The organism is Streptacidiphilus neutrinimicus (assembly GCF_000787815.1).
Taxonomy (GTDB): Bacteria; Actinomycetota; Actinomycetes; order Streptomycetales; family Streptomycetaceae; genus Streptacidiphilus; species Streptacidiphilus neutrinimicus.
The window spans coordinates 72,522-96,545 of the sequence record NZ_BBPO01000017.1 but is presented as its reverse complement, the minus strand read 5'-3'; the positions used below and the strand labels follow the sequence as shown (position 1 = coordinate 96,545).

At 72.3% G+C, this 24,024-nt stretch carries 26 protein-coding genes; 16 read left to right on the top strand and 10 right to left on the bottom strand.

Annotated features, from left to right (window positions below):
• The first annotated feature begins 210 nt into the window (after nt 1–210).
• The 3 genes from dnaB to TR48_RS13985 are packed head-to-tail and all read left to right on the top strand — an operon-like array spanning nt 211 to nt 2,906.
• The gene (dnaB, locus tag TR48_RS13995; protein WP_042366686.1) at nt 211–1,758 is read left to right on the top strand and encodes a replicative DNA helicase; all 1,548 of its coding nucleotides are present in this window, start codon (nt 211–213) and stop codon (nt 1,756–1,758) included.
• A 23-nt stretch (nt 1,759–1,781) separates the two neighbouring features.
• A complete protein-coding gene (locus TR48_RS13990) occupies nt 1,782–2,402 on the top strand; it encodes an HD domain-containing protein (protein WP_042366684.1) in 621 nt (206 codons plus the stop codon).
• A 51-nt stretch (nt 2,403–2,453) separates the two neighbouring features.
• Nucleotides 2,454–2,906: a VOC family protein gene (locus tag TR48_RS13985; RefSeq protein WP_042366682.1), complete on the top strand. Its 453-nt coding sequence runs from the start codon at nt 2,454–2,456 to the stop codon at nt 2,904–2,906.
• Here the strand turns inward: TR48_RS13985 and TR48_RS13980 are convergent.
• Nucleotides 2,877–3,608 (bottom strand): helix-turn-helix domain-containing protein, encoded by a 732-nt coding sequence (locus TR48_RS13980; RefSeq protein ID WP_042366680.1) that lies wholly within the window; start codon nt 3,606–3,608, stop codon nt 2,877–2,879. The genes TR48_RS13985 and TR48_RS13980 overlap by 30 nt on opposite strands.
• A 185-nt stretch (nt 3,609–3,793) precedes the next feature.
• Nucleotides 3,794–4,381: an SsgA family sporulation/cell division regulator gene (locus TR48_RS13975; RefSeq protein ID WP_052442661.1), complete on the bottom strand. Its 588-nt coding sequence runs from the start codon at nt 4,379–4,381 to the stop codon at nt 3,794–3,796.
• 448 nt (nt 4,382–4,829) lie between these two features.
• On the opposite strand from TR48_RS13975, the gene TR48_RS13970 reads away from it, so the two are divergent.
• The 6 genes from TR48_RS13970 to TR48_RS13945 all read left to right on the top strand — a co-directional run bounded on the left by TR48_RS13970 (nt 4,830) and on the right by TR48_RS13945 (nt 9,389).
• Nucleotides 4,830–5,291 carry a GatB/YqeY domain-containing protein gene (locus TR48_RS13970; protein ID WP_236652138.1) on the top strand — a complete coding sequence of 154 codons (462 nt, stop codon included), beginning with the start codon at nt 4,830–4,832 and terminating at the stop codon, nt 5,289–5,291.
• Nucleotides 5,292–5,497: 206 nt separating this feature from the next.
• Complete coding sequence (locus TR48_RS13965) at nt 5,498–5,779, top strand: hypothetical protein (RefSeq protein WP_042366678.1); 282 nt, start codon at nt 5,498–5,500, stop codon at nt 5,777–5,779.
• 161 nt (nt 5,780–5,940) lie between these two features.
• A complete protein-coding gene (locus tag TR48_RS13960; RefSeq protein ID WP_042366763.1) occupies nt 5,941–7,305 on the top strand; it encodes a serine hydrolase domain-containing protein in 1,365 nt (454 codons plus the stop codon).
• A 158-nt stretch (nt 7,306–7,463) separates the two neighbouring features.
• On the top strand, nt 7,464–8,471 hold the full coding sequence (locus TR48_RS13955; RefSeq protein WP_042366676.1) for an MBL fold metallo-hydrolase: 1,008 nt from the start codon (nt 7,464–7,466) through the stop codon (nt 8,469–8,471).
• A 110-nt stretch (nt 8,472–8,581) separates the two neighbouring features.
• Nucleotides 8,582–9,034 (top strand): MerR family transcriptional regulator, encoded by a 453-nt coding sequence (locus TR48_RS13950; RefSeq protein WP_084729373.1) that lies wholly within the window; start codon nt 8,582–8,584, stop codon nt 9,032–9,034.
• Nucleotides 9,018–9,389: a thioredoxin family protein gene (locus tag TR48_RS13945; RefSeq protein WP_042366674.1), complete on the top strand. Its 372-nt coding sequence runs from the start codon at nt 9,018–9,020 to the stop codon at nt 9,387–9,389. Before TR48_RS13950 ends, TR48_RS13945 begins: the two co-directional genes overlap by 17 nt.
• Nucleotides 9,390–9,757: 368 nt before the next feature.
• Here the strand turns inward: TR48_RS13945 and TR48_RS41920 are convergent, their stop codons facing one another.
• The gene (locus TR48_RS41920) at nt 9,758–9,997 is read right to left on the bottom strand and encodes a hypothetical protein (RefSeq protein ID WP_042366672.1); all 240 of its coding nucleotides are present in this window, start codon (nt 9,995–9,997) and stop codon (nt 9,758–9,760) included.
• A gap of 75 nt (nt 9,998–10,072) precedes the next feature.
• On the bottom strand, nt 10,073–10,321 hold the full coding sequence (locus TR48_RS43210; RefSeq protein WP_161789827.1) for a hypothetical protein: 249 nt from the start codon (nt 10,319–10,321) through the stop codon (nt 10,073–10,075).
• 1 nt (nt 10,322) lies between these two features.
• On the opposite strand from TR48_RS43210, the gene TR48_RS40410 reads away from it, so the two are divergent.
• The gene (locus tag TR48_RS40410) at nt 10,323–11,459 is read left to right on the top strand and encodes a globin domain-containing protein (protein WP_161789826.1); all 1,137 of its coding nucleotides are present in this window, start codon (nt 10,323–10,325) and stop codon (nt 11,457–11,459) included.
• Between the two features lie 33 nt (nt 11,460–11,492).
• On the opposite strand, the gene TR48_RS13930 is transcribed toward TR48_RS40410, so the two are convergent.
• Entirely contained in the window at nt 11,493–11,987 is a 495-nt protein-coding gene (locus TR48_RS13930) for an NUDIX hydrolase (RefSeq protein WP_236652137.1), read from the bottom strand.
• Between the two features lie 229 nt (nt 11,988–12,216).
• On the opposite strand from TR48_RS13930, the gene TR48_RS13925 reads away from it, so the two are divergent.
• Nucleotides 12,217–12,975, top strand: a complete 759-nt coding sequence (locus TR48_RS13925; RefSeq protein ID WP_052442660.1) for an IclR family transcriptional regulator — start codon at nt 12,217–12,219, stop codon at nt 12,973–12,975.
• A 101-nt stretch (nt 12,976–13,076) separates the two neighbouring features.
• On the top strand, nt 13,077–13,493 hold the full coding sequence (locus TR48_RS13920) for an SsgA family sporulation/cell division regulator (protein ID WP_042366755.1): 417 nt from the start codon (nt 13,077–13,079) through the stop codon (nt 13,491–13,493).
• A gap of 14 nt (nt 13,494–13,507) precedes the next feature.
• On the opposite strand, the gene TR48_RS13915 is transcribed toward TR48_RS13920, so the two are convergent.
• Nucleotides 13,508–13,885 (bottom strand): phage holin family protein, encoded by a 378-nt coding sequence (locus tag TR48_RS13915; RefSeq protein ID WP_042366669.1) that lies wholly within the window; start codon nt 13,883–13,885, stop codon nt 13,508–13,510.
• 62 nt (nt 13,886–13,947) lie between these two features.
• Between TR48_RS13915 and TR48_RS13910 the strand changes: the two genes are divergently transcribed.
• Together TR48_RS13910 and TR48_RS13905 are read left to right on the top strand one after the other, a co-directional pair.
• Nucleotides 13,948–14,265, top strand: coding sequence for a cupin domain-containing protein (locus TR48_RS13910; RefSeq protein ID WP_042366753.1), 318 nt, complete (start codon nt 13,948–13,950; stop codon nt 14,263–14,265).
• Nucleotides 14,266–14,412: 147 nt separating this feature from the next.
• A complete protein-coding gene (locus tag TR48_RS13905; RefSeq protein WP_042366667.1) occupies nt 14,413–14,613 on the top strand; it encodes a hypothetical protein in 201 nt (66 codons plus the stop codon).
• A 111-nt stretch (nt 14,614–14,724) separates the two neighbouring features.
• On the opposite strand, the gene TR48_RS13900 is transcribed toward TR48_RS13905, so the two are convergent.
• Nucleotides 14,725–16,116 (bottom strand): YibE/F family protein, encoded by a 1,392-nt coding sequence (locus tag TR48_RS13900; protein WP_236652136.1) that lies wholly within the window; start codon nt 16,114–16,116, stop codon nt 14,725–14,727.
• Between the two features lie 216 nt (nt 16,117–16,332).
• Between TR48_RS13900 and thiC the strand changes: the two genes are divergently transcribed.
• A complete protein-coding gene (gene thiC / locus TR48_RS13895) occupies nt 16,333–18,174 on the top strand; it encodes a phosphomethylpyrimidine synthase ThiC (RefSeq protein WP_042366748.1) in 1,842 nt (613 codons plus the stop codon).
• A 751-nt stretch (nt 18,175–18,925) separates the two neighbouring features.
• Nucleotides 18,926–19,954 (top strand): aspartate-semialdehyde dehydrogenase, encoded by a 1,029-nt coding sequence (locus TR48_RS13890; protein ID WP_042366665.1) that lies wholly within the window; start codon nt 18,926–18,928, stop codon nt 19,952–19,954.
• Nucleotides 19,955–20,043: 89 nt separating this feature from the next.
• Here TR48_RS13890 and TR48_RS13885 read toward each other — a convergent pair whose 3' ends face one another.
• The 3 genes from TR48_RS13885 to TR48_RS13875 form a co-directional block, all read right to left on the bottom strand.
• On the bottom strand, nt 20,044–20,952 hold the full coding sequence (locus tag TR48_RS13885) for a hypothetical protein (RefSeq protein ID WP_042366663.1): 909 nt from the start codon (nt 20,950–20,952) through the stop codon (nt 20,044–20,046).
• Between the two features lie 221 nt (nt 20,953–21,173).
• Nucleotides 21,174–22,313: a metallophosphoesterase gene (locus tag TR48_RS13880; protein WP_084729383.1), complete on the bottom strand. Its 1,140-nt coding sequence runs from the start codon at nt 22,311–22,313 to the stop codon at nt 21,174–21,176.
• A gap of 293 nt (nt 22,314–22,606) precedes the next feature.
• On the bottom strand, nt 22,607–23,806 hold the full coding sequence (locus TR48_RS13875) for a LacI family DNA-binding transcriptional regulator (RefSeq protein WP_063770982.1): 1,200 nt from the start codon (nt 23,804–23,806) through the stop codon (nt 22,607–22,609).
• Between the last annotated feature and the right edge of the window lie 218 nt (nt 23,807–24,024).

Below are 24,024 nucleotides of genomic sequence, written 5' to 3'. Positions count from 1 at the left end.
TTCGCAGGTCAGAGCGACCATTTCGGCGGCGGCGTGAGCTTGTCCACAGGTTGTCCCCCGCGTCGTGCACAGCCTGGGGGCAGTTCTCCACAGGTAGGGAGCAGTCATCCACACCCCCTGTGGATAACCATCTTGGCCATTGTCGGAGCCGTGCCGTTGAATGGACCGCTACGGCACGGTAGGGCGGCACGGCAGGGAAGGGCGGGACCGATGAGCGGGGCACCGTACGACGACGGCGGGTTCGAGGACGTTCCCCCGCCGCCGGAGGACGAGTGGCCCGCCCCGGGCGGCCAGGCCGGGGACGGCCCCGGCGACCGTCTGCCGTTCTCGCGCCGCCGCGACGGCGGTGGCGAGCGAGGCGGCGACCGCGGCGAGCGGCGTGGTGGCGGGGAGCGCGGTAACGGTTCTGCGGACGGCTCCGGCTCCGACGCCGGTTTCGAGCGCGTTCCGCCGCAGGACCTCGCGGCCGAGCAGTCCGTTCTCGGCGGCATGCTCCTCTCCAAGGACGCCATCGCCGACGTGGTCGAGGTCCTCAAGCCGGGCGACTACTACCGTCCGGCCCACGAGCTCATCTACAGCGCCATCCTCGACCTCTACGCCCGCGGCGAGCCGGCGGACCCGATCACTGTCGCGAGCGAGCTGGTCAAGCGCGGCGAGATCACCCGCGTCGGGGGGCCCTCCTACCTGCACACCCTGGTCAACTCGGTCCCCACCGCGGCCAACGCCGAGTACTACGCGGAGATCGTCCACGAGCGCGCCGTGCTGCGCCGCCTCGTCGAGGCCGGCACCCGCATCGCCGGCCTCGGTTACGCCGCCGAGGGCGACGTCGACGAGATCGTCAACCGCGCCCAGGCGGAGATCTACGCCGTCACCGAGCAGCGCACCAACGAGGACTACGCCCCGCTCGCCGACATCATGGAGGGCGCGCTCGACGAGATCGAGTCCATCGGCTCCCGCAGCGGCCAGATGTCCGGCGTCCCCACCGGCTTCGCCGACCTCGACTCTCTAACTAACGGCCTCCACCCGGGCCAGATGATCGTCGTCGCGGCTCGTCCCGCCATGGGTAAGTCCACGCTGGCGCTCGACTTCGCCCGTTCCTGCTCGATCAAGCACAAGATTCCGAGCGTCTTCTTCTCCCTGGAAATGGGGCGCAACGAGATCGCCATGCGTCTGCTGTCGGCGGAGGCGCGCGTCGCGCTGCACCACATGCGCACCGGGGCGATGACGGACGAGGACTGGACCCGTCTCGCCCGCCGCATGCAGGACCTCAACGACTCCCCCCTCTACATCGACGACTCCCCGAACCTGTCGATGATGGAGATCCGCGCCAAGTGCCGCCGCCTCAAGCAGCGCAACGACCTGCGGCTGGTCGTCATCGACTACCTCCAGCTGATGCAGAACGGCGGTTCGCGCCGGGCCGAGAGCCGCCAGCAGGAGGTCTCGGAGATGTCCCGAAACCTCAAGCTGCTGGCCAAGGAGCTGGAGCTGCCGGTCATCGCGCTCTCCCAGCTGAACCGTGGCCCCGAACAGCGCACCGACAAGCGGCCGATGGTCTCCGACCTCCGTGAGTCCGGCTCGATCGAGCAGGACGCCGACATGGTCATCCTGCTCCACCGCGAGGACGCCTACGAGAAGGAGTCCCCCCGCGCGGGCGAGGCCGACCTGATCGTGGCCAAGCACCGTAACGGCCCGACGGCGACGATCACCGTGGCCTTCCAGGGCCACTACTCGCGTTTCGTGGACATGGCCCAGAGCTGAGCCGGTCGCCCTACCCTGGCGCGATGGCCACCCCCGACGTTCTTACGACCGCCACCGCCCCGGCCACCGCCACGGGTGCCGAGGGCGAACCGCCGTTGCGGCCCCTGCCGCCGGGGGTCGCGGAGCTGCTGGACCGGCTGGCCGCGCCGTTGCGGCTCGTCGCGCATCTGCGGCTGGTGCACGACGTCGCGGCGCAGCTCGTCGCGTGGGTCGAACGGCACTGCCCCGCGCTGGTCCTCGACCGTGAGGCCGTGCTGTTCGGGGTTGCCACCCATGACATCGGGAAGACGCTGCACCCCGAGGAGCTGACCGGGCCGGGCTCCTGTCACGAGGAGCGCGGGCGGGAGCTGCTGCGGGCGCATGGCGTGCCGGACGCGCTGGCGCGCTTCGCCGGGACGCACGCCGTCTGGGGGTCCGTGCCGGTCGGGGTCGAGGATCTGCTGGTGAGCCTGGCCGACAAGGTGTGGAAGGGCAAGCGCGTCCCGGACCTTGAGGACTGCGTGGTGGCGGAGCTGCGCGCCGCGAGCGGCCGGGCGGCGTGGGAGGAGTTCCTGCTGCTCGACGCGTTCCTCGCCCAGGTCGCGGACGGCGCCGAGGCGCGACTGGCGTACCGGGCGGCGTACTCCCCGCACGCCGCCCGGTGACGTCCGTTTCCTTCAAGACCCGGGCGCGACCGCCGACCTAGGCTCGTCGGCATGGAGAACTCGAAGAGGACATCCGCGCCGCAGTTCGCCTTCGTCGGGCTGGTCGTCTCGGACATGGCCGCGTCGGTGGCCTTCTACCGGCGGTTGGGGTTGGGCTTCCCCGAGGGGGCGGAGGAACAGCCGCACGTCGAGGCCACCCTGCCCGAAGGGCTGCTGCTGGTGTTGGACACCGAGGAGACGGTCCGGTCGTTCCACCCGGAGTGGCGCGCGCCCGCGGCCGGCGGCCGGGTGGGGATCGCGTTCCGGTGCGAGGGGCCGGAGCAGGTGGACGCCGTGTACGAGGAACTGGTCGAGGCCGGGTATCACGGGCAGTTGAAGCCGTGGGACGCGTTCTGGGGGCAGCGGTACGCGACAGTGCACGACCCGGACGGAAACGGCGTGGACCTGCTGGCACCGCTCGAGTCGTCGGCGTCGTCAGCGGCGGCCGAGCAGGGCGGTCAGTGAGGAGCCGGTGAACTCGCGGACGTCGCGGGCGAAGTGGGCCTGGTCGGCGTAGCCGGTGCGGCTCGCGGTGGCGGCGAGGGGCACGCCGGTGCGGGCCAGGGCGAGCGCGCGCTGGAGGCGCAGGATGCGGGCCAGCGTCTTGGGTCCGTAACCGAAGGCGTCGAGCGAACGGCGGTGGAGCCGACGGGCGCCGAGACCGACGGTGTCGGCGGTCGCGGTGACGGATCGGCCCGCCGCGAGGGAGGCGACGACGGCGCGCAGCAGTGGGTCCGGCGCGGGCGCGCGGGCGGCGAGCCGCAGCGCGAGGTCCTCCAGCGCGGCTGCCGGATCGGGCGCGGCGTCGACGCGTTCGGTGATCTCGCGCACCTCGGCGGCCGGGAGCAGCCGCAGGTCGGCGAGGTCGACGCGGAGGTCCCGCAGGGCGTGGGCGGGGATGCCGAGCAGCGCGGGCGCGGTGCCGGGGTGGAAGCGGACGCCGGCCCAGGGGCCGGCCAGGCCCGGTCCTGACCGGTAGGCGTGGGTGTCGGGCCCGGCGACGAGGAGGCGGCCCTCGGTCCACAGCAGGTCCATGCAGCCGTCCGGCAGCACCGACGCCGTGCCGGGTGCCACCGGGACGCGGCCGCGCGTCCACACCACCGCGTCAGGGATCCGTGACGGCCGCTCGGCGTACTCGGCGTACCGGGAGTTCTCGGTGCTGGGCACACCACGAGGCTACGTCTCCGGAGGCCGCGCGGCATCGACGGGCGGGACCCCGGACGCGCACACCGCACACCGCGCGCCGCTCAGACCCCGGACGCGCACGCGCGCGCACCGCACACCGCGCGCCGCTCAGACCCCGGACGCGCACGCGCGCGCACCGCGCGGGGTCGGTGCGCGTCGCGGGCGCTTCAAGGTTCGCTGCGCAGACGGGAGATGAGCGCGTCGATGTCCAGGTGGCGGTGCTCGGTGCCGGGCGGAACGACGGCGGCGGACAGCTCGAGGAAGCGCTGGAGCTGGGCGGTCTCGCCGCGCAGCAGCGCCGCGTCCCGCCCGCTGCCGAGGGTGATCAGTACGGACTCCTGGCCGTGCGCTCCCGGTCCCGACGAGGGTGCGGGCCGGATGCGCACGTCCCCGAGGCCGCTGGGCCGGTCGAGGCCGTGGCGGAGTGTGTCGCGGGAGAGCACCCAGGTCACCGTGGCGGCCGGACCGGTTCGGCACTGCAGACGGACGGCGTAGGGGTCGGCCTGGGTGTAGGTCAGCCGCGCGGGGAAGGGGATCTCGGTGCCCGGCCCGGTGACGAGGTGCAGCCGGATCTCGGCGCCGCAGGCGACGCGGGCGGCAGAGTCGCCCTCGGCGGTCGGGGCGTGGTCGGCGGTCGGGGCGGGGGCGTGTCCGCGCTCGGATCCCGGCTCGGCCCGGGGGTGCGGCCTGGGCGGCCTGGCCGACGGGGCACGGTCGGCGGGGGGCTGTGGGGCGGAAGCCTGAGGAGACGTCATTGCTCGTGCCCTTCGGGGTCTCTGCGGTGCTTGCCGGGCAGGGGGCGGCCGTCACGCGGCGTCGGAAGCGGTGCGGCCCGCAGGCCCTTGGTCAGGCGGCGCCACTCCAGATCCGGCTCGCCGGGGACGGTGCGACCCTCGCGGTGCCAGGCCTTGGCCAGGCGCGCGTAAATGGGCTCCTCCTGCTGCTGTTGCCGGGCGCTCTGGCGCGGATGCGTCGGCGTCGGCGCCTGCTGCTGCCGAGGGGGCTGCCGAAACGTTTCTTCCGTTGGCGGAGAGGGGCTCAACGAGTCTGCCGTCATGCCTGGACCAACGACGTGGACGGCCCGGGGCAACTGTCGCGACCCGTTCTCACTCCTGGAGGAGAGGAATTAGCGGGCCCGTCACGCCAGGAAGATGGGCGAAAACGGGTCGAAAGCACCGAGTGCGAGCGCATATCGTCCTTGCCATGACGAGCCAGCCCACAGCCGAGCCCACGACAGAGTCCATGCCCGAGTCCGTGACCCAGTCCGTGACCGAGCCCGTGAGCGAGCCCACGAGCCGGCCGATGCCGCTGCGCGACCGCCTGCGCGACGCCCTCGCCGTCGCGATCAAGGCCCGCGACCGCCTCTCGACCTCCGTGCTCCGCGCGACCCTGGGTGAGATCGAGAACGCGGAGGCGGTGCCGACGGAGACGGCTTCCGGAGTGACCCGACCCGGCTCGCTCGCCATCGAGCAGAGCCCCGTCGGCGTCGGTGCGGCCGAGGTCGCGCGGCGCGTGCTGACCGAGGACGACGTGCACGCGATCGTGCGGGCGGAGCTCGCCGAGCGGGAGGCGGCCGCCGGCACCTGTCGCCGCGCCGGGCGTCCCGAGCAGGCCGAGCGGCTCCAGGAGGAGATCGAGGTCTTGGCCGCGTTCCTGCGGCTGTAGTCACGCCGGCGCGCGCCGGGTGGCTCGGGGCGGCCGCATGCTCCGGGCCAGGCGTTCGTGACGTCGTCGAGGCAGTCCGTGGCGATGGTGCGGATCAGCTCCTCCTTGCCGGGGAAGTAGCGGTAGAACGCCCCGGCCGACAGGCCGATCTCGTTCAACAGGTCCTGCATGGACGTCGCGTGGAAGCCGTTGGCGGAGAAGAAGCGGTGGGCGCCCACGAGGATCTGCTGTCGGCGCGCTTCGCTGTGCTCCTGGTCGCCGTGACGGGACATCGCCCACCGAAGGCGCCCGCGAAGCCCGTCGCCACCGGTGCGGCCTCTGCGACCGGTCTGCTGGGCGAGACCGGCCGGCTGAGCGCGGTCGGTGGACCGAGCGAGACCGGTGAGATCACGCAGATCCTTCCGGCGGGCACCACCGCGGTCACCAGCACTGCCGCCGCCCCCGCCGCCACGCCCCCCGCCGCCACGCCCCTCGACGTCACCGTCTGACCGGCGGCCCGCCGGGCGCCGGGCGCCGGGCGATTCCCGGGGACACCCCGGAAATCGCCTCGCCGCGCCCGAGCAGGGGGATTAGCGTTCGAGCCATGGCGAACCCTGGATCCGGCGTACCCGGCCGCACGACCACCATCGGCGACGACGACTTCACCGAGATGCTGCCGGAGACGCGGCGGGCCCTCGCGCACCGGCTCGCGGTCGCGCAGCGCGACGGGCGGCTGCCCGCCGTCGTGGCCACGGTGCTGCGGGAAGGCGAGAGGCGGTGGTGGGGCTCGCGCAGCATGGTGGACGGGCACGCGCCCGACCCGGACACGCAGTTCCGGATCGGCTCGATCACCAAGACCTTCGTCGCCGTGCAGGTGATGCGGCTGCGCGACGAGGGGCTGCTGAACCTCTCGGACCGGCTCGGGCAGCATCTGCCCGTCGTCGGCCCGGCCGTCGGCGAGGTGACGGTCCGCCAGCTGTTGTCGCACACCTCCGGGCTCACCAACGAGCCGCCCGGCCCGTGGTGGGAGCGGACCGACGGAGCGCTGCGCCCCGAGCTCGCCGACCTGTTGCAGCAGCCGCCGCTGCGGCACGAGCCGGGACGGCTCTTCCACTACTCCAATGTCGGCTTCGCGCTGCTGGGCGCGCTGGTCGAGCAACTGCGCGGGGACGACTGGTACACCGTGCTGCACCGCGAGGTGCTGCGGCCGCTGGGGATGCGTCGTACCACGGCGCTGCCGGAGGCTCCGCACGCGGGCGGCTGGGCGGTGCACCCGTGGGCGGACGTGATCCTCTCCGAGCCGCTGCAGCGGACCGGGCGGATGGCCCCGGCCGGAGAGCTGTGGTCCACGGCCGACGACCTGAGCCGCTGGGCGGCCTTCCTCGCGTCGGGGGACGAGCGGGTGCTGTCCGCCGGATCGGTGGCGGAGATGCGCGAGTGCCAGGCGGACGGCGAGGAGCGGTACGGGCTCGGGCTGGCGCTGCGTCAGGCGGGCGGCCTCTCCTTGGCCGGCCACACCGGCTCGCTGCCGGGGTTCCTGGCGATGCTGTGGATCGCTCCCGAGGAGCGGCTCGGCGTCGTCGTGCTGGCCAACGCGACCGCGAGCCCCGGCCCGGCCTTCGGTGAGCTGGCCACGGACCTGCTGCGGATCGTCGCCGAGCGCGAACCTCGGATCCCGGAGCCGTGGCGGCCGCTGACGTCCCGCGACCCGGAGGTGCTGGCGCTGACCGGGCCCTGGTACTGGGGGCCGGCCGGCTACGGACTGCGCCTGGTGGGCGAAGACGAACTGGAGCTGGCCCCGCTGACCGGCGCCGGCAACCGCGAGGCGCGGCTGCACCGCGCGGACGACGGGGAGACCTGGATCGCCGAGGGCGGTTACTGGCACGGCGAGCCGCTGCACGTCGTGCGCGACGCGAGCGGCGAGGTCACCCATCTGGACCTGGGCACCTTCGTGCTCACCCGGCAGCCCTACCCGTTGGACGGCCCGGTCCCCGGCGGGGTGGACTCCTCGGGCTGGCGCGCCGAGAAATGGTGAGATCCCTGGCGAAGGGGCGCAATTTGCCATCATCTGGAGAGAGCGGGCGACGAACAGGGACGACGGATCGCACGTATCGGTCGTGAGCGCCCGGATCGTATGGATCGGTACGGATCGGTACGGATCGCTGCGACGCGGAAGAGCGGAAGAGGCGAGCGATGGCGAGAAGGCGCGGCCGGGCCGCCGGCACTCCGGCGCAGTCCGAACCGACGGTTCCGAGCGGGCAGGGCGAGGAGCCGCGGCCGACCGCCCGGCCGGACGCGGCCGACACAGGTGCGACGCAGAGCAGCCGGGCGCACGCCCGCGCGGCGGAGGGGGAGACGCCCAGCGGCCCGGCCGGTGGCCGCGGGAGCGCGGGGCCGGAGCGCGCGCGGCTCGAGGTGGACGTCTTCACCGGGCCCGAGTCCGCCTTCTTCGCCACCTCCGCCCTGGTCCTCGGCCCGCGGCACGCGCTCCTGGTCGACACCCAGCTGACCCGCAGCGCCGGACGCGAGCTGGCGGAGTGGGTGGCCGGCAGAGCCCGTACGCTGGCCGCGATCGTGATCACGCACCCGCACCCGGACCACTACTTCGGCACCGAGGAGGTGCTGCGGCTCTTCCCCGGCACTCCGGTCTACGCCGACGCGGGCGTGATCGAGGAAATCACCCGCACGGGGCTGGCCAAGGTCGTGCAGTGGCAGCAGGTCTTCGGGGACGACGTCACCTCCGGGCCGATCGTCCCCGGGCCGCTGCCCACCGACACCATGCTGATCGACGGTTCTCCGGTGCACATGCTCGCGGTCGGCCAGGGCGACTGCGCGACGTCCACCGTCGTGCACGTCCCGGACGCGCGCACGGTGATCAGCGGGGACGTCGCCTTCAACGGCACCCACCTGTGGACCGCGGACACCACGCGCGCGCAGCGCGCGGACTGGCTGGCCAGCCTGGAGACCGTGCGCGGCCTGGACCCGGTGCGCGTGGTCGCGGGCCATCGCGCGCCAGGTCAGGACGACGACGCGGCCCGCGTTCTCGCCTTCACCGGCGACTACCTGCGCGAGTTCGACGCGCACCTGAGCGAGCACCCGGGCGACCCGGACGCCGTGATGGCCGCCGTCAACGAGACCTACGGCGAGCTGACCCTCCCCGGCATGCTGCACACCGGCGTCCACGCCAACACCTCCCGCTGACCGCGCGCGAAGCCTCGGCCGCAGGTCGTCGCCTGCGCACCCGGGGCCTGCGCGGGCCTGCGCGCCCGCGCGCTGGCGTTGACGTCGGGGTCAAGGTCTACGGTCGGGGCATGCGCATCGGCGAGCTGGCCCGGAAGGCGGGCACGACCACGCGGACGCTCCGCTACTACGAGGCGCGCGGGCTGCTGCCCGCCCGCCGCGGCGAGAACGGCTACCGCCGCTACGACGAGGAGGACCTGCGGCTGCTGCACCAGATCCGGCTGCTGCAGGACTTCGGCTTCGAGCTGGAGGAGACCCGTCCCTTCGTCGACTGCCTGCGCGCGGGCCATCCCAGCGGCGACTCCTGCCCGGCCTCGCTCGACGTCTACCGGCGCAAGCTCGACGAGCTCGACGCGGTGATCGAGCGGCTGCGGCAGGTGCGCGAGCAGATGGGCGCGCAGCTGGCCCGGGCGGAGCTCGAGGCGTCGGCGCAGCAGCCGCCCGCGCCGCGGTGCGAACTGACACAGGCCCCGAGCGGGCGCCGGGAGCAGGAGAGGGGACCGGACGATGACGCAGTCGAGTGAGCACGTCGCGGCGGTGACGGACGCGGACTTCGACGCACGGGTGCTGGCGAGCGAGCTGCCGGTGCTGGTGGAGTTCACCGCCGACTGGTGCCCGCCGTGCCGGATGATGGCCCCGGTCCTGGCCGAGCTGGCCGCCGAGCGCGCCGCCGACCTGCGCGTGTTCGCGCTGGACGTCGACACCAACCCGGGGACGCAGGGTCGCTACGGGGTGCTGTCCATGCCGACGCTCATGCTGTTCCGCTCCGGTGAACCGGTGTGGACGGCGGTGGGCGCGCGGGCCAAGCGACGTCTGGGCCAGGAGGTCACCGAGGCGCTGGAGCGCTGTGGAGTTCCGGGTGGGGGCGCGTCAGCGTAGCGCGTCGTCGGTCCGTGCGCCCCGTACTTCACGCTATTGGCAGGAGAACCCGTCACCCCGTGCCAGGCTCCAGGCAGGTACGGACCCGACGGGAGATGAAGCTCCAAGGTGTCGATCGGAAGCGCTCTCAATCGAAACAGCCGCTCCCGCACGCGCGGAGCGGACCGACGGAACGGGAAGGCGGGAGCGTCCGCCGAGGTCGTCGAGGAGCCGGCGGAGCCGGAAGAGCTCGACGCGTCGGTGATGGCGGCCCCTGAGGAGCCTCCCGAACCACCTGAACAGCCGGAACCGCCCCAGTCTCAGGCGCAGCCGGAACCGCAGACCGCGTTCGGGCCGACCGCGCCCGCCCCCTACGGGCAGCCCGCACCCTACGGGCCGTCGGCACCGTACGGGCCGGGCGCGCCGGGCGGGGCCGCGCCGGGCCAGGAGGTCGCGCCGCGGCCGTCCGGGTTCACCCCCTTCACCCCCATGATCGCCAACGCGCCCGCGCTGAACTGGGTGGGCCCGGACGACGCGTGGACGCGCGCGTGGGCCGTGCCGACCACGCCGGTCGAGCCGTCGGCTCCGCTGCCGATCCAGTCCGCGCCCCCGCCGATACCGCAGGGCATCCCAGCCGTGCCGTTGCCTCCTCCGCCGATGCCGCTGCCCGGCTCGGTGGTGGCGGTCGTTCCGCTGTCCTCCCGTCAGAAAGCCTCCTCCGTGCGGAAACCGCCCGTGTCGACGCAGCCCGCCGCGCCGCCGCAGCAGTCTGTCGTGCCGCCGCAGCACGCGTCGACGCCGATGTCGACGTCGGCCGCGACCTCCCCGGCCGCATCCTCCCTGGTCGGGTCCTCCAGTTCCGGGTCCTCCCGGGTTGCGACGTCCGCGACGGCGTCGTCCGCGGCCGCGCCGACCGGGGACGGCGGGTCGGTCGGGCCGACGCCGCAGGACATCGTGCTGATCCGGCGCAGCCTGGCCGCGGTCGAGCCGGTCGCGGACCGGGCGACGGCGCACTTCTACGCCGTGCTCTTCCTCTCCCGTCCCGAGCTGCGCGCGCTCTTCCCGGCGGCGATGGACGTCCAGCGGGACAAGCTGTTCCGCGCGCTGCTCGCCGCCGGTCGGGCCGCCGATGATCCGCCCACGCTGGTCGCGTACCTGGAGAAGCTAGCGCGCGGTCACCGCCGCTACGGCGTGCGGGACGAGCACTACGCGCCGGTCGGCGCGGCCCTGTGCGCGGCGCTGGAACGATACTGCGGTCGGGAGTGGAGCGAGGAGACCGCGCAGGCCTGGAGCCGGGTCTTCGGGGTGATCGCGCAGGTCATGATGGCCGCGGCGGCGCGCGACGCGCAGGCCTCGCCGGCCTGGTGGCAGGGGGAGGTGCAGTCGGTCGAGCCGGTTGCCCGCGACATCGCGGTGGTGACGCTGCGGACGGACCACCCGTACCCCTACCGCGCCGGTCAGTACGTCGGCATCGAGGTGCCGTGGTGGCCGCGCGTGTGGCGCAGTTACTCGCTCGCCTCCCCCTCGGCCGTGCCCGCGCGGCCGGGCGCGGACGGCCTGCTCCGGTTGCACGTGAAGGCCGTGCCGGCGGGCTGGGTCAGCAACGCGCTGGTGCACCGGGCGCAGCCCGGCGACGTCGTCCGACTCGGTCCCCCGCAGGGCCGCATGGTCGTGGACCCGCTCGAGCGCGACCCGCTGCTGCTGGTCGGCGGCGGCACGGGGATCGCGCCGCTGCTCGCGATCGTCGAGGAGCTGGCGCTGTCGGGCGCGCGGCGCACGGTCGAACTCCACTACGGCGTGCGCCGCGCGGAGGAGCTGTACGCGCTCCCGGCGCTGCGGGAGCTGGACCGGCGGCTGTCGTGGCTGTCCGTGCACAGCGCGGTCGCGGAACCGTCCCCGGGCGTGCAGCCAGTGCCCGGCACGGAGCGCGGCGCCCTCTCCGAGGTCATCGCCCGAAGCGGCCCCTGGGACGGCTACCGGGCCTGTCTGAGCGGGCCCTCGGCCATGATCCGGCGCACCCGCGCGGTGCTGCTCGACGCGGGTGTGCCGGCGGACCACGTGCTGTACGACCTGGAGGACGGCCAGCTGTAGGGCCGTCCTCCAGGCGCCGACGGCGGCGCGCGCCTAGGTCGCGCCGAGATCGTCGGCGAGCAGCGCCCTGACGCCCTCGATGTTCGCCGCCAGGTAGGCCCGCAGCGACGGAGGGACGACGTTCACCGCCGTCACGCCCTCGCGGGTGAACGGGAGGCGGACCACCTCGTACTCGCCCACCGGCGCGTCCACCTCGGGGCCGTGCCGACGGGCGAGGTCCATCGAGCTGAGCCTGCAGACGAAGAAGTGCTGCACCTTCACCCCGTGCGGGTGCAGTTCGGTTCCGTCCTCGTGATGGGTGTGGGAGACCGTGTCGACGAACGCGGGGACGATGTCCGTCGCCTTGCCGCCGAGCTCTTCGGAGAGCTCCCGGTGGAGGGCGTCGACGACGGTGGCGTCACTCGGCTCCATGCCGCCGCCGGGGGTGATCCAGTACGGAGGGCGGCCGGGTTTGGTCCGCTTGATCATGACGAGCTCGGGGCCGTCGGGGCCGTCGTCCAGAAGGATCGCGCGTGCCGTGCGCTTCACCACCGGACGCGGGGCGTGTCGGGCTGCTGTGCGAGTCGCGGGTTGTGCCACCACGTTGGGAGTGTGCCGCGGGGGGCGTGGAGTGAAACCCGATGCGACAACACGCCGTGGCGCAGAACCGCCGGGGGCGCCCGGGTGAGGAGTACACCGGAGAGGCAGACATCCCGTCCTCGCAGTGGGCATGATGTGGAGGAGTTGCGTCCATATGGCATATGCCCAGGGAGTTGAGATGGCCACGGAGAAGGCCGCGCCGACCCTGATCGGCTCGGTCCAGCGGGCTCTGCGGCTGCTCGAGGCCGTCGGCGCGCACCGCGACGGCGCGACCGCCAAGCAGCTCGCCCGCCAGGCGGGACTGCCGCTCGGCACCACGTACCACCTCCTGCGCACGCTCACCCACGAGGGATATCTGCAACGCCTCGACGGCCTGTACGTCTACGGCGAGGCGATCGGCGCTCTCGGCCGCCACCGCGAGGTGCGCGAGGGACGCGCGGCGATCGGCGCCGCGCTCGCGCTGCTGCGCGACGAGCTGGGTGCGGCGACGTACTTCGCCACCTACCGGGACGGCGAGCTCGACGTGGTCGAGGTCTGCGACGCGCCGGGCATGGAGGCCGTGGAGGAGTGGGCCGACTTCCGGGCCACCGGCCACGCGCACGCGATCGGACAGTGCCTGCTCGGCCAACTCGACCGGGAAGGACGCCTTGACTACCTCTCGCGGCACCGTCCGCAGTCGCTGACGCGGCGCACGGTGACCGACCAGAACGTCCTGCTGCGCCGCCTGGAGGGCCGCCCGCACGGGCGGCCGGTGCTGGAGCACCAGGAGTACATGCCGGGCGTCGTCTGCGCCGCGGTCCCGATCCTGATCGGCACGGCCGTCTGCACCGTGGCGCTCTCCCTGCCGGTCGCTCAGGCCCACCGCCTCCCGGCGGCCGCGGACCGGCTGGCGGCACGGGTCGGATCGGTGCTGGAACGGCTCTCTTTCAGCATTTGAAAACTTCGCTCTTGGGGCGGAGAGCGGACAAAAGCGACGATGGTCGCGCACGCTACGCAGTACCGAACTCACGACGGGGATCGAGAGGTACCGCAATGAAGATGCAGAGCCTGGTCAAAGGCCATCTGGTGATGAGCCTTCTGGTCTCCGACGAACTGGCCTTCGACACCGGCGTGGAGCTCGCCTACGATCCCGGCGACCCGCTGGCGATCCGCCTCACCTTCCACCTGCCGGGAGACCCGCCGGTCAGCTGGATTTTCGGCCGGGAGCTGCTGCTGGACGGGATCACCCGACCGAGCGGGGAGGGCGACGTCAGGGTCTGGCCCGTCGCGGGCCTGGACGAGGACTTCATGGACGTGTGCATCGAGCTGCGCTCCACGGAGGGCGCCGCGGTGCTCCGCTCCCCCGCCGTGCCGTTGATCTCCTTCCTCGGCCGGACCGATCGCGCGCTCCCGATGGGGCAGGAGCACACGACCGTCGACCTCGACCGCGAGCTGGAAGCCATCCTGGGGCGGTAGCCGTCGCCGCGCGGTCAGTCCTCGTCGCGGACGACCAGGTGCAGCGCCCAGGCCACGATGCTGATGAGCAGCGAGCCCAGCAGGGCCGGCAGGAAGCCCTCGACGTGGAAGTCCAGGCTGAGCCTGCCCGAGGCCCAGGAGGTCAGCCACAGCATCAGCGCGTTGATCACGAAGGTGATCAGGCCCAGGGTGAGGATGAACAGCGGCAGCGAGAAGAGTTTGACGAGCGGCTTGACGAAGAAGTTCACCACGCCGAAGACCAGGGCGACGAGCACCAAAGTCAGTGCCTTGTGCTGCCAGTCGCTCGCGGTCAGGTCGATGCCTTTGATGAGCCAGGCCGCCACGCCGATGGCCGCGGCATTGATCAGGGTCTTGAGTACGAACTTCATCATGCCGTGATCGTCGCAGCCGGTGACCGCCAGCGGTAGTACCGAAGGCTGGTTGAATGGCGCACATGAAGCTCTTCCGGATGGACGACCTCGACGCTGAGCGGTCCGCGAACGAGGGCGCTTACCTGCGCTTTCTGCGGGAACACACCATGTCCGCGGGACTGTACGCACTGAACGCCGGGGAACTGGACACCCAGGGTTCACACGCGCAGGACGAGCTGTACGTCGTGGTCAGCGGACGCGGGTCGATCACGGTGGGCGAGGAGAGCGCGATGGTGGCCCGGGGCAGCGTCGTCTTCGTCCCCGCGGGGGTGCCGCACCGCTTCCACCACATCAGCGAGGACCTGCGGGTTCTGGTGGTCTTCTCCCCGCCGGAGGGCTGATCCGAGGGGCGTTGTGAGGGTTCCCCCGACTGTCCTGATCAGGGTCTTATCCGGGTCTTCTCAGGGGCAGGAACCCTTCGTCGCGGCTTGTCGCGCCCGTACGATCGAAGACGTAAGCCAGGACACCCGAGGGGGAGGACGGACATCATGACTGAACTGTGGAAGGCACTCCCGGGTTGGGTGCGGAACATCGTGGTCCCGATCGCGGCGATCATCATCGCCTGGTGGGTGCTGTCGGCGCTGGTCGGCATCTTCTTCGGGCTGCTCGGCATGATCATCAAGCTGCTCGTGGTGGTCGCGCTGGGCGCGGTGGTCGTGATCCTGGTGAAGAAGGCGTCCAAGAGTTGACGTGAGCTGATGCGACGTCTCTGACGCGACGTCTGACGCGACGACTGTTACGGCGTCTGATGCGACGTCACGGCGAGGGGCCGGCTGCGGTGGCGGTCGGCCCCTCCGCCGTCACCGACGCCTGCGGTGGGACACCCTGCCGCGCGCCGGTGCGTCCTGGCTTTCGGGCTCGTCCGGGAGGTCCCGGGAGGCGACGAGGGCGGCCAGGGCGGTCGTCAGCGGGACCGATGCGATCAGACCGATGCTGCCGACGAGGGTGCGCACGACCTCCTCGGCGACGATCTCGCTGGTCGCGACTTGCCAGGCTCCCCGGTGCGAGAGCGAGAAGAGCAGCATCAGCGGCAGGGCTGCCCCCGCATAGGCCATGACCAGGGTGTTGACGGTGGACGCGATGTGGTCGCGGCCGATGCGGATCGCCGCCCGGTAGAGCGAGCGGGCGCCGAGGGACGGGTTGGCGGCGTGGAGCTCCCAGACGCTGCTCGACTGGGTGACGGTCACGTCGTTGAGCACGCCGAGCGAGCCGATGATGACGCCGGCCAGCAGCAGGCCCGGCAGTTGGATGCCGGGGAAGAGGGAGTGGACGAACGCCGTCTCGTCGGAGGTGTTGCCGGTGAGGCGGGCGAGCCCGATGAAGGCCTGGCCGAGCGCGCCGATCAGGGCCAGCGAGGCCACGGTGCCGAGCACGGCGACCGAGGTGCGGGCGGAGAAGCCGTGGCAGAGGTAGAGGGCCAGCAGCATGATGAGCCCGCCGCCCACGACGGCGACGGCGAGCGGCGGTTCGCCGCCGAGGATGGCCGGCAGAACGAAGAGGGCGAGCACCACGAAGCTGATCGCCAGCGCGACCAGCGCGGCCAGGCCGCGCAGGCGTCCGACGAGCACCACGGCGAGGGCGAAGACGCCCGCGAGCAGGGCGACGGGGAAGCTGCGGTCGGCGTCCTCGACGGTGTACTGGAGCGCTGCGGGGGCGCTCGGCGAGTAGTCCACGACGATCTTCTCGCCCGCCGAGTAGACCGCGGTCTGGTCGGGGGTGAGCGTCTGCGTGACGCTGCGGCCGACGTCCTTGCCGCTGGTCAGCTGGAAGGTGACGGCCGTACAGGTCCCGGAGTTCGAGCTGGTCGTGGCGCTCTGGCCGGACGCGGCCACCGACCCGGACCCGGACCCGGCTACGGACCCGGACCCGGCTACGGACCCGGACCCGGCTACGGACCCGGACCCGGCCGCGGACCCAGGCCCGGATCCTCCACAGGGCACGGAGCGGGTGGCCGTCACGGTCCCGCTCACGGTGGTCTGGTCGAAGCCGGTCCCGGTGGGGGCGTGCGCGGGCAGCGGGGCGGGCCACAGCAGCCACAGCCCGGACAGCACCGCCAGCGTGAACGGCACCAGCACCGCCGCCAGCAGCACGCGCAGCCTCGCGGACGCCGGGCTCGCCGGGCCGTGGTCGTGCGAGTGACCGTGGGGGTGCTGGTGCGGAGGGGGGTGTTCCGCCACGTGGTGCTCTGCCACGCGCGAACGGTACCGCCTGTCCACTGCGCAACACAGCCCTGGCCAAGCTCCGCCACTCCTCGCTACCGTGTTCACCATCTCATCTGTAGACGCGGGAGCTCGGAGCACCGGGCTGAGAGGACGCTGACCGGCCGTCCCCGACACGGGGAACGTCGCATGCTGCGTCGACCGCAGGAACCTGACCGGGTAATGCCGGCGTAGGGAGTAGTGGGTCTGATGACCACGCACGACGACACGCAGCAGAAGTCTGTCTCCGAGCAGGCCGCCACGGCCTCCAGCACCCAGGGCGGATATCCGACCCCGGCCTGGCGCAAGGCGTACCACCAGGGCTCCCGGCCCGATCTGCGCGTCCCGTACCGCGAGGTGCTGCTGAGCACGGGCGGCACCGTGCCGCTGTACGACACCTCCGGTCCGTACACCGATCCCGCCTTCGAGCCGGACGTTCGCCGCGGTCTGCCGCCGCTGCGCGACGCCTGGATCAGCCAGCGCGGGGACGTCGAGGACTACCACGGGCGCGAGCCGCGCCCGGAGGACGACGGCCTCAAGCACACTGCCCCGCGCGGCGTCGCCCTCACCACGGGATCGACGCTCGACAACCTCGACGCGGTCTTCCCCGGCCGTCCGCGCCGCCCGCGACGCGGACGCGACGGCGGCGCCGTCACCCAACTCGCCTACGCGCGGCGTGGGATCGTCACGCCCGAGATGGAGTTCGTGGCGCTGCGCGAGCAGATGGCCCCTGACGCCGTCCGCGAGGAGATCGCCGCGGGCCGGGCGGTACTGCCGGCGAACGTGAACCACCCGGAGTCGGAGCCGATGATCATCGGCTCGCGGTTCCTCGTGAAAATAAACGCCAACATCGGCAACTCGGCCGTCACCTCCTCCATCGAGGAGGAGGTGGAGAAGATGTCCTGGGCCACGCGATGGGGCGCGGACACCGTCATGGACCTCTCCACCGGCCGCAACATCCACACCACGCGCGAGTGGATCCTGCGCAACTCTCCCGTCCCGATCGGCACGGTGCCGCTGTACCAGGCACTGGAGAAGGTCGACGGCCGGGCGGAGGAGCTCAGTTGGGACGTCTACCGCGACACCGTGATCGAGCAGTGCGAGCAGGGCGTCGACTACATGACCGTCCACGCGGGCGTGCTGCTGCGCTATGTGCCGCTGACGGCCCGCCGCAAGACGGGCATCGTCTCGCGCGGCGGCTCGATCATGGCGGCCTGGTGCCTGGCGCACCACCAGGAGAACTTCCTCTACACGCACTTCGAGGAGCTCTGCGAGATCCTGCGCGCCTACGACGTCACGTACTCGCTCGGCGACGGGCTGCGGCCCGGCTCGATCGCGGACGCGAACGACGAGGCACAGTTCGCCGAGTTGACCACCCTGGGTGAGCTCGGCAGGGTCGCGCGCTCGCACGACGTCCAGGTGATGATCGAGGGCCCGGGCCACGTCCCGATGCACAAGATCAAGGAGAACATGGATCTCCAGAAGGAGATCTGCGACGAGGCCCCCTTCTACACCCTGGGCCCGCTGACCACGGACGTGGCGCCCGGCTACGACCACATCACCTCGGGCATCGGCGCGGCGATGATCGCCTGGTGGGGCACGGCGATGCTCTGCTACGTCACGCCGAAGGAGCACCTGGGCCTGCCCAACCGCGACGACGTCAAGACGGGCGTGATCACCTACAAGATCGCCGCCCACGCCGCGGACGTGGCCAAGGGCCACCCCTCCGCGCAGGCCTGGGACGACGCCCTCTCCGACGCCCGCTTCGAGTTCCGCTGGGAGGACCAGTTCAACCTGGCCCTCGACCCGGAGACCGCCCGCGACTTCCACGACGAGACGCTGCCTGCGGCCCCGGCCAAGACGGCCCACTTCTGCTCGATGTGCGGGCCGAAGTTCTGTTCGATGAAGATCAGCAAAACGGTGATGGACATGTTCGCCGGCGACGACGCGGCCCTGAACGGCGACGACGCGACCGTCGTGGCGGGGATGAAGGCCAAGTCCGAGGAGTTCGCCGCCCAGGGCCACAAGGTGTACCTGCCGGTGGTGGACTGACACCGCCGGGGACCGGCCTGCGCTTGCGTGGCGGGTCCCCGGGCCGGTCCTCTCCGGTCGCGCTGCCGCCGCTTGAACCCTGCTGATCAGTCGACTCACCCTGGTTGCCTGCGAGCACCCGGATCAAAGCTCGTCCGGGGCCGATGGTTACGCCCAAAGCGTGCATTTTCTGATCGTCGTTCCGGTGGTGCTCACTTCGCGTCCTGCAGGCACCAGCGCAGTTCGATCGTGTTGCCGTCCGGGTCCTGGAGGTAGACCGCACCCCCGAGCGCACGCCGTCCGGGCGGCCGGCGCCGAAGGGGCCTGTCGGCTCGACCTTCTCGGAGATGCTGAGCCTGGTCGCGTTGGGCCGAGGGGTGCTGCCGGTCGGCGAGCACTCCCGTCGCCACTCCCGCGCCCCGACGTCGCCTACGACCCGATCGACGACGCGCCGCCGATCGAACGGGGCCCGGTCTGGGGCGAGGTCGAACGCGGCAGGGGCGGCGCCCGCCGGCGGACCGAGGGCGACCAGATCGGTGTCGGCTGGCTGATGTACAGCCGTGGTCCAGCCGCGGGTGTGAGCAGGATCGCCGGACCCCGTGCCGCCGGAGAATTCCGGCGGGGCGGGGTTCGCCGTTCCGAAGGCCTTTCCGCCGCTCCCCCGGGTGCGCCGGAAGCCTTCCCGTTTGCGCACTTCAGAGCCCTGGCGGGGAGGTGTCCGACGGTTGGATAAGCGCTCGCTTTCCCGGTGCGGGCGCTTACTGTAGGGGGCATGAGGATTGGAATCGTGGGTGCCACTGGTCAGGTCGGCGGCGTCATGCGCCGGATTCTGGAGGAGCGCGACTTTCCGGTGACGGAGCTGCGGCTCTTCGCCTCGGCGCGCTCGGCCGGGTCCACGCTGCCCTGGAAGGGCGGCCAGATCGTCGTCGAGGACGCCACCACGGCGGACTGGAGCGGGCTCGACATCGTGCTCTTCTCGGCGGGCGGTTCGACGTCCAAGGCGCTGGCGGAGAAGGTCGCCGCAGCCGGGGCCGTCGTGATCGACAACTCCTCGGCCTGGCGCGGCGACCCGGAGGTGCCGCTGGTCGTCTCCGAGGTCAACCCGCACGCGGTGGCGAACCGCCCGAAGGGCATCATCGCCAACCCGAACTGCACCACGATGGCGGCCATGCCGGTGCTCAGGCCGTTGCACCAGGAGGCCGGGCTGGAGGCGCTCGTCGTCGCCACGTACCAGGCCGTGTCGGGTGGCGGGCTCGCCGGTGTCGCCGAGCTGTACGAGCAGGCGTGCAAGGTCGCCGAGGCCGCCGACCAGCTGGCCTTCGACGGCGAGGCGGTCGAGTACCCCGAGCCGCAGAAGTTCGCCAAGCCGATCGCGTTCAACGTGCTGCCGCTGGCCGGCTCGGTGCAGGACGACGGCTCCAACGAGACCGACGAGGAGCAGAAGCTCCGCAAGGAGAGCCGGAAGATCCTCGAGATCCCCGAGCTCAAGGTCTCCGGCACCTGTGTGCGCGTCCCCGTCTTCACCGGTCACAGCCTGCAGATCAACGCGCGGTTCGCGCGTCCGATCTCGCCCGCGCGCGCGTACCAGCTGCTGGCCGACGCTCCGGGCGTCGCCGTCTCCGAGGTGCCGACCCCGCTGGAGGCGGCGGGCAAGGACCCCTCCTTCGTGGGCCGCATCCGCAACGACGAGACCGTCGACAACGGCCTCGCGCTCTTCGTCTCCAACGACAACCTGCGCAAGGGCGCCGCGCTGAATGCGGTGCAGATCGCCGAGCTGGTCGCCGCCGAACTCGGCCGCTGACCCTCTCGGGGCGGAGCCGCACGAACGGCTCCGCCCCGACTTGCCCTGTCCCGCCCTGTTGCGCAGCCTTCCGCCCTGTTCCGCCCGCGCTAGTCGTCCGCGTTGGGGAGGAAGCGGCCCGTCGGGCCGGGGCTGGTGAAGTCGGGGGAGGAGAAGCCGGGCGAGGTGAAGTAGACCTCCTCCTCCCGTTCCTCCTCGGGCTTCTCCTGGCCGTGGCCGTCGGTGATGCCCTCCACCCCCGGGCTGGTGAAGCCCGGGCTGGTGAAGCCGAGCTTGGGGCTGTGCCGGACGAGGTCGACGCGGGTGTGGCGCTGCGCCGCCTCCGTGGCTATCGCCGCGGCGCGGGTGGCGAGCTCCGCCTCCAGGAAGGGGAGGACGCCGCGAGCACGCAGCGCCGCGCGCCAGACCTCCCGCGCCTTGGCGACCTCGGCCGCCAGCTCTGGCTGTGGGACTTCGGGCGCGACCGCCCCGTCGCGCTTGGCGGTGAGCACGAGGGCGACCGTCGCGACGCCCAACGCCGCAGCGCCGACCGCCGCCAGTGCACCCGCCGCGGTGAAGAGTTGGCGGCCGAGGGGGAGCGAGGGCGAGCCGGCCCGGACGGCCAGGCCGATGAGCCAGAGGGCCAGCGCACTGGTCCAGGCGAGGACCGGCGCGAGCACCGCGGCCATGGGGCCGAGGCCCGCGCGGCGGCCCGCGTCCAACGGCGTACCGGGCTCGACCCACTGGGCCGGGTCCGTGCTGCCGAGGCGGTCGGTGTCGGGGCCCGCGCCGATCTGGGCGGCCTGCTGGCGCAGCGCGAGCAGGTGCGCGTACTCGGGCGCGGCCTGGGCCGCGACCTCGGGCAGCTCGCGCATGGCGCGGTCGTGCAACTGCTGGGTCGTGATGGCGCCACGCGTGGCGCGCACCGCGTCGCGGATGTGCGAGGCCTGCAGGGCCTCGTCCAGGATCCGCACGTAGTCGGGCTTGTCCTCGGCGAGTAGCTGCGAGGCGGTGTCCATGGTTCTGCTCCCCCCGTGGAAGTGACGGCCGTTCATGGCTCAGCCGGGGGTTATGGGCTGTTAACGGACATGCTAGGGGCGAGAGCTGACAGATCGACAGTCGGTTTCGCGAATTTCCGCGTCAGGAGTGGCCCGAGTTGCTTCTGGCAATTGCCCGAAGCAACTCGAAGTCAACTCGAAAGCAATGCGAAAGCAACCCGGCGCAATTCGAACGGCGTCGCTCAGGCCAGTGGCAGGCGGGCGATGAGCAGCTTGCCCTCGCCCTCCATGGTGACGCCGCCGTCCATGGCCACCGCCAGGTCGTCCGCGTAGACATGCGGCCCGGTGACCTGGACGCCCGAGTGGCCGTCCTCGGTGGGGGCCTCGCCCAGCAGGTACGGGATCGGGCTGTGGCCGTGGACGATGCGGCGGCCGCCGAAGACCGCCAGCAGTTCGCGCGCCGCCTCCGGGCCGGACTCGCCGCGGAACGCGAAGCGCTTCGTCATCCGCCGGAAGCAGTCCCACCATTCTTCCGGGTCACCCTGGTTGAGCACCTCGCGGATCGCGTCGTTGACCGCGACCACCGAGTCGCCGTACTCCAGGTAGGCGGTGGTGTCGGAGTGGACGAGCAGGTGGTCGTCCTCGATCGTCATCGCGGGCAGCCGGGAGAGCCAGGCGACGTGGTGGTCCTCCAGGCGCTCCATGTCGTGCGGCTGGCCGCCGTTGAGCCGCCACGCGGCGAGGAAGGAGGCGGTGCCGGCGCTGGAGTGGACGGGCTCCTCGCCGTAGCGGTCGGCGCCCAGCAGCAACAGCTCGTGATTGCCCATCAGGGCTCGGCAGTAGCCGCCGTCCGCGGCCGCCTCGGCGGCCAGGCGCATCACCAGGTCGATCACGCCGATGCCGTCGGGGCCGCGGTCGGTGAAGTCTCCGAGGAACCAGATCCGGGAGCGGCCGGCGCTCCAGTGGCCCTCGGCGTCGATGAGCCCCTGCTCGTGCAGGCCGTCCAGCAGGTCCTGCAGATAGCCGTGGACGTCGCCGATGACGTAGAGCGGGCTGTCCGGGCCGCCGGGTAGCGAGTCGAGCGCGGGCGCCGGCGCGGGCGCGGGGACGGCCGGCTGCTCGACGATGGGCGCGCCCAGCTCCAGCGTCGGCGGGTCCTGCGGCGGGACCGTGGGCATCGGCGGCGCGACGGCCGGGTTGGCCGGGACAGTGGGCGCGCCGAAGCCGACCGGGACGGCCGCAGCCGCGGGGGCCGGCGGAACGGGCGGAACGGGAGGACCGGGAGGAGCGAAGAAGTCGAACGTGGACCCGTCCGCTGCCTGCGCGGCGTGCGGGCCTGGGTCCGGCTGGTCAGGCCAGGCGGGACGGTCCACGGGTGTCATGACGCCCATCGTATAAAGCCGTCCTTCCCGGCGTCCGCACCTGGGAGGGATCAGCCCGGCGAATTCGTTCATCGATCGAAGGGGCAACGCGGAGCAACAGTGGGCAAAAAGGGCAGGTCAGTCGGGCGCGGCGAGGGTGATTCCCGCGACACCCGCCGAGACGCCTGCCACGGCAACTCCTGTGGCAGCTCCCGCAACCGCTCCCGCAACCGCTCCCGCAACCGCTCGCGCAACCGCTCCCGCGAGCGCTCCGCCGACGACCCGCGCGACGACCCCCGTGGCATCCCCCCGCCTCACGTCTCCCCGGGCGGCCGCGGGGCCGAGACCGTGGTGCGCGGGCTGCGGCGCTGGGAGGAGCGCCGGACGATCAGCTCGGTCGGCATCAACTGGCCCGAGACGTTCGGGCCGCCGTCCGCCCGGTCGGTCGCGGACGGGTCGTCCGAGCTCTCGTCCTCCGAGCCAGGGCCGATCGAGGCTTGGCCGACCGAGGGCCGGTCGCTCGAGCTCTGGCCCTCGATCGCGTCGATCAGCAGGTTCACCACCGTCGTGCCGATCCGGCGGGGCTTGAGCGACAGCGTTGTGATCGGCGGCTCGGTGGCGGCGTAGACGGCGCTCTCACTGCAGCAGACCAGCAACAGATCGTCGGGGACGCGCAGATGGTAGCGGCGCGCGGCGGCGAGCAGGTCGGTGCCGTTCGGGTCGAAGAGGCCGTAGACGGCGTCCGGCCGGTCGGGTCGGGCCAGCAGTCGGTCGGCGGCGACGGCCCCGGCGCACGGGTCGTGCGCGGGATACGCCTCGTACAGCGGCTCCTGGCCCACGGACCGGCACCAGCCGAGGTACGCCTCGGTGCTGAGCCGGGTGTAGGTGTCGGTGCTGGTGCCCGTCAGCAGCCCGATCCGACGGGCCCCCGCCTGGGCCAGGTGGTCCAGGATGCCGAGGACGGCGGCGTGGTGGTCGTTGTCGACCCAGGCCGTGACGGGGCAGTTGCCCGGCTTGCCGTCGCTGACCACCGGCAGGCCCTGCCGGTACAGGTCGGCCACCATCGGGTCGTGGTCGGAGGGGTCGATCACCACCGTGCCGTCCAGCGCGACGTTGCTCCACACGTCGTGCCGGGAGGACGCCGGGAGCACGACCAGCGCGTAGCCGCGGTTGAGCGCCGCCGAGGTGGCCGCCCGCGCCATCTCCGCGAAGTAGGCGAACTCCGTGAAGGTGAAGGGCTCCTGGCCGTAGGTCGTGACCGTCAGGCCGATCAGGCCGGAGCGGCCGGTGCGCAGGGTGCGCGCGGCGGCGGAGGGGCGGTACCCCAGCCGCTCGGCGACCTCGCGGACCTTGGTCCGGGTCTCGTCGGGCAGCCGGCCCTTGCCGTTGAGAGCGTCGGAGACGGTGGTGATCGAGACCCCGGCGGCCGCCGCCACGTCCCTGATCCCGGCACGCTCCAGGCGGCGGGTGCGGGTGGTGGTCCGCCGGCCGTGGTGATTCGCTGCTGCTGTCATGTCTGGCCGATCGTAAGGCGCGGAACTCTCAGAAGGGGCTGGTCTGTCCGGAAACATCACGGATGACGGAGATACGTTTCTCCATGAACATTCGCGCCATTTCTCCTTGCACCAACGACCGTTTCGCCCCCGATCGCCTGCGTTTTGGTCATGCACTCACGGTGTCGCCCACCGAGTCTTCGCGGGCCCGTATCGGCACATGTCACTCGCATGGGTGA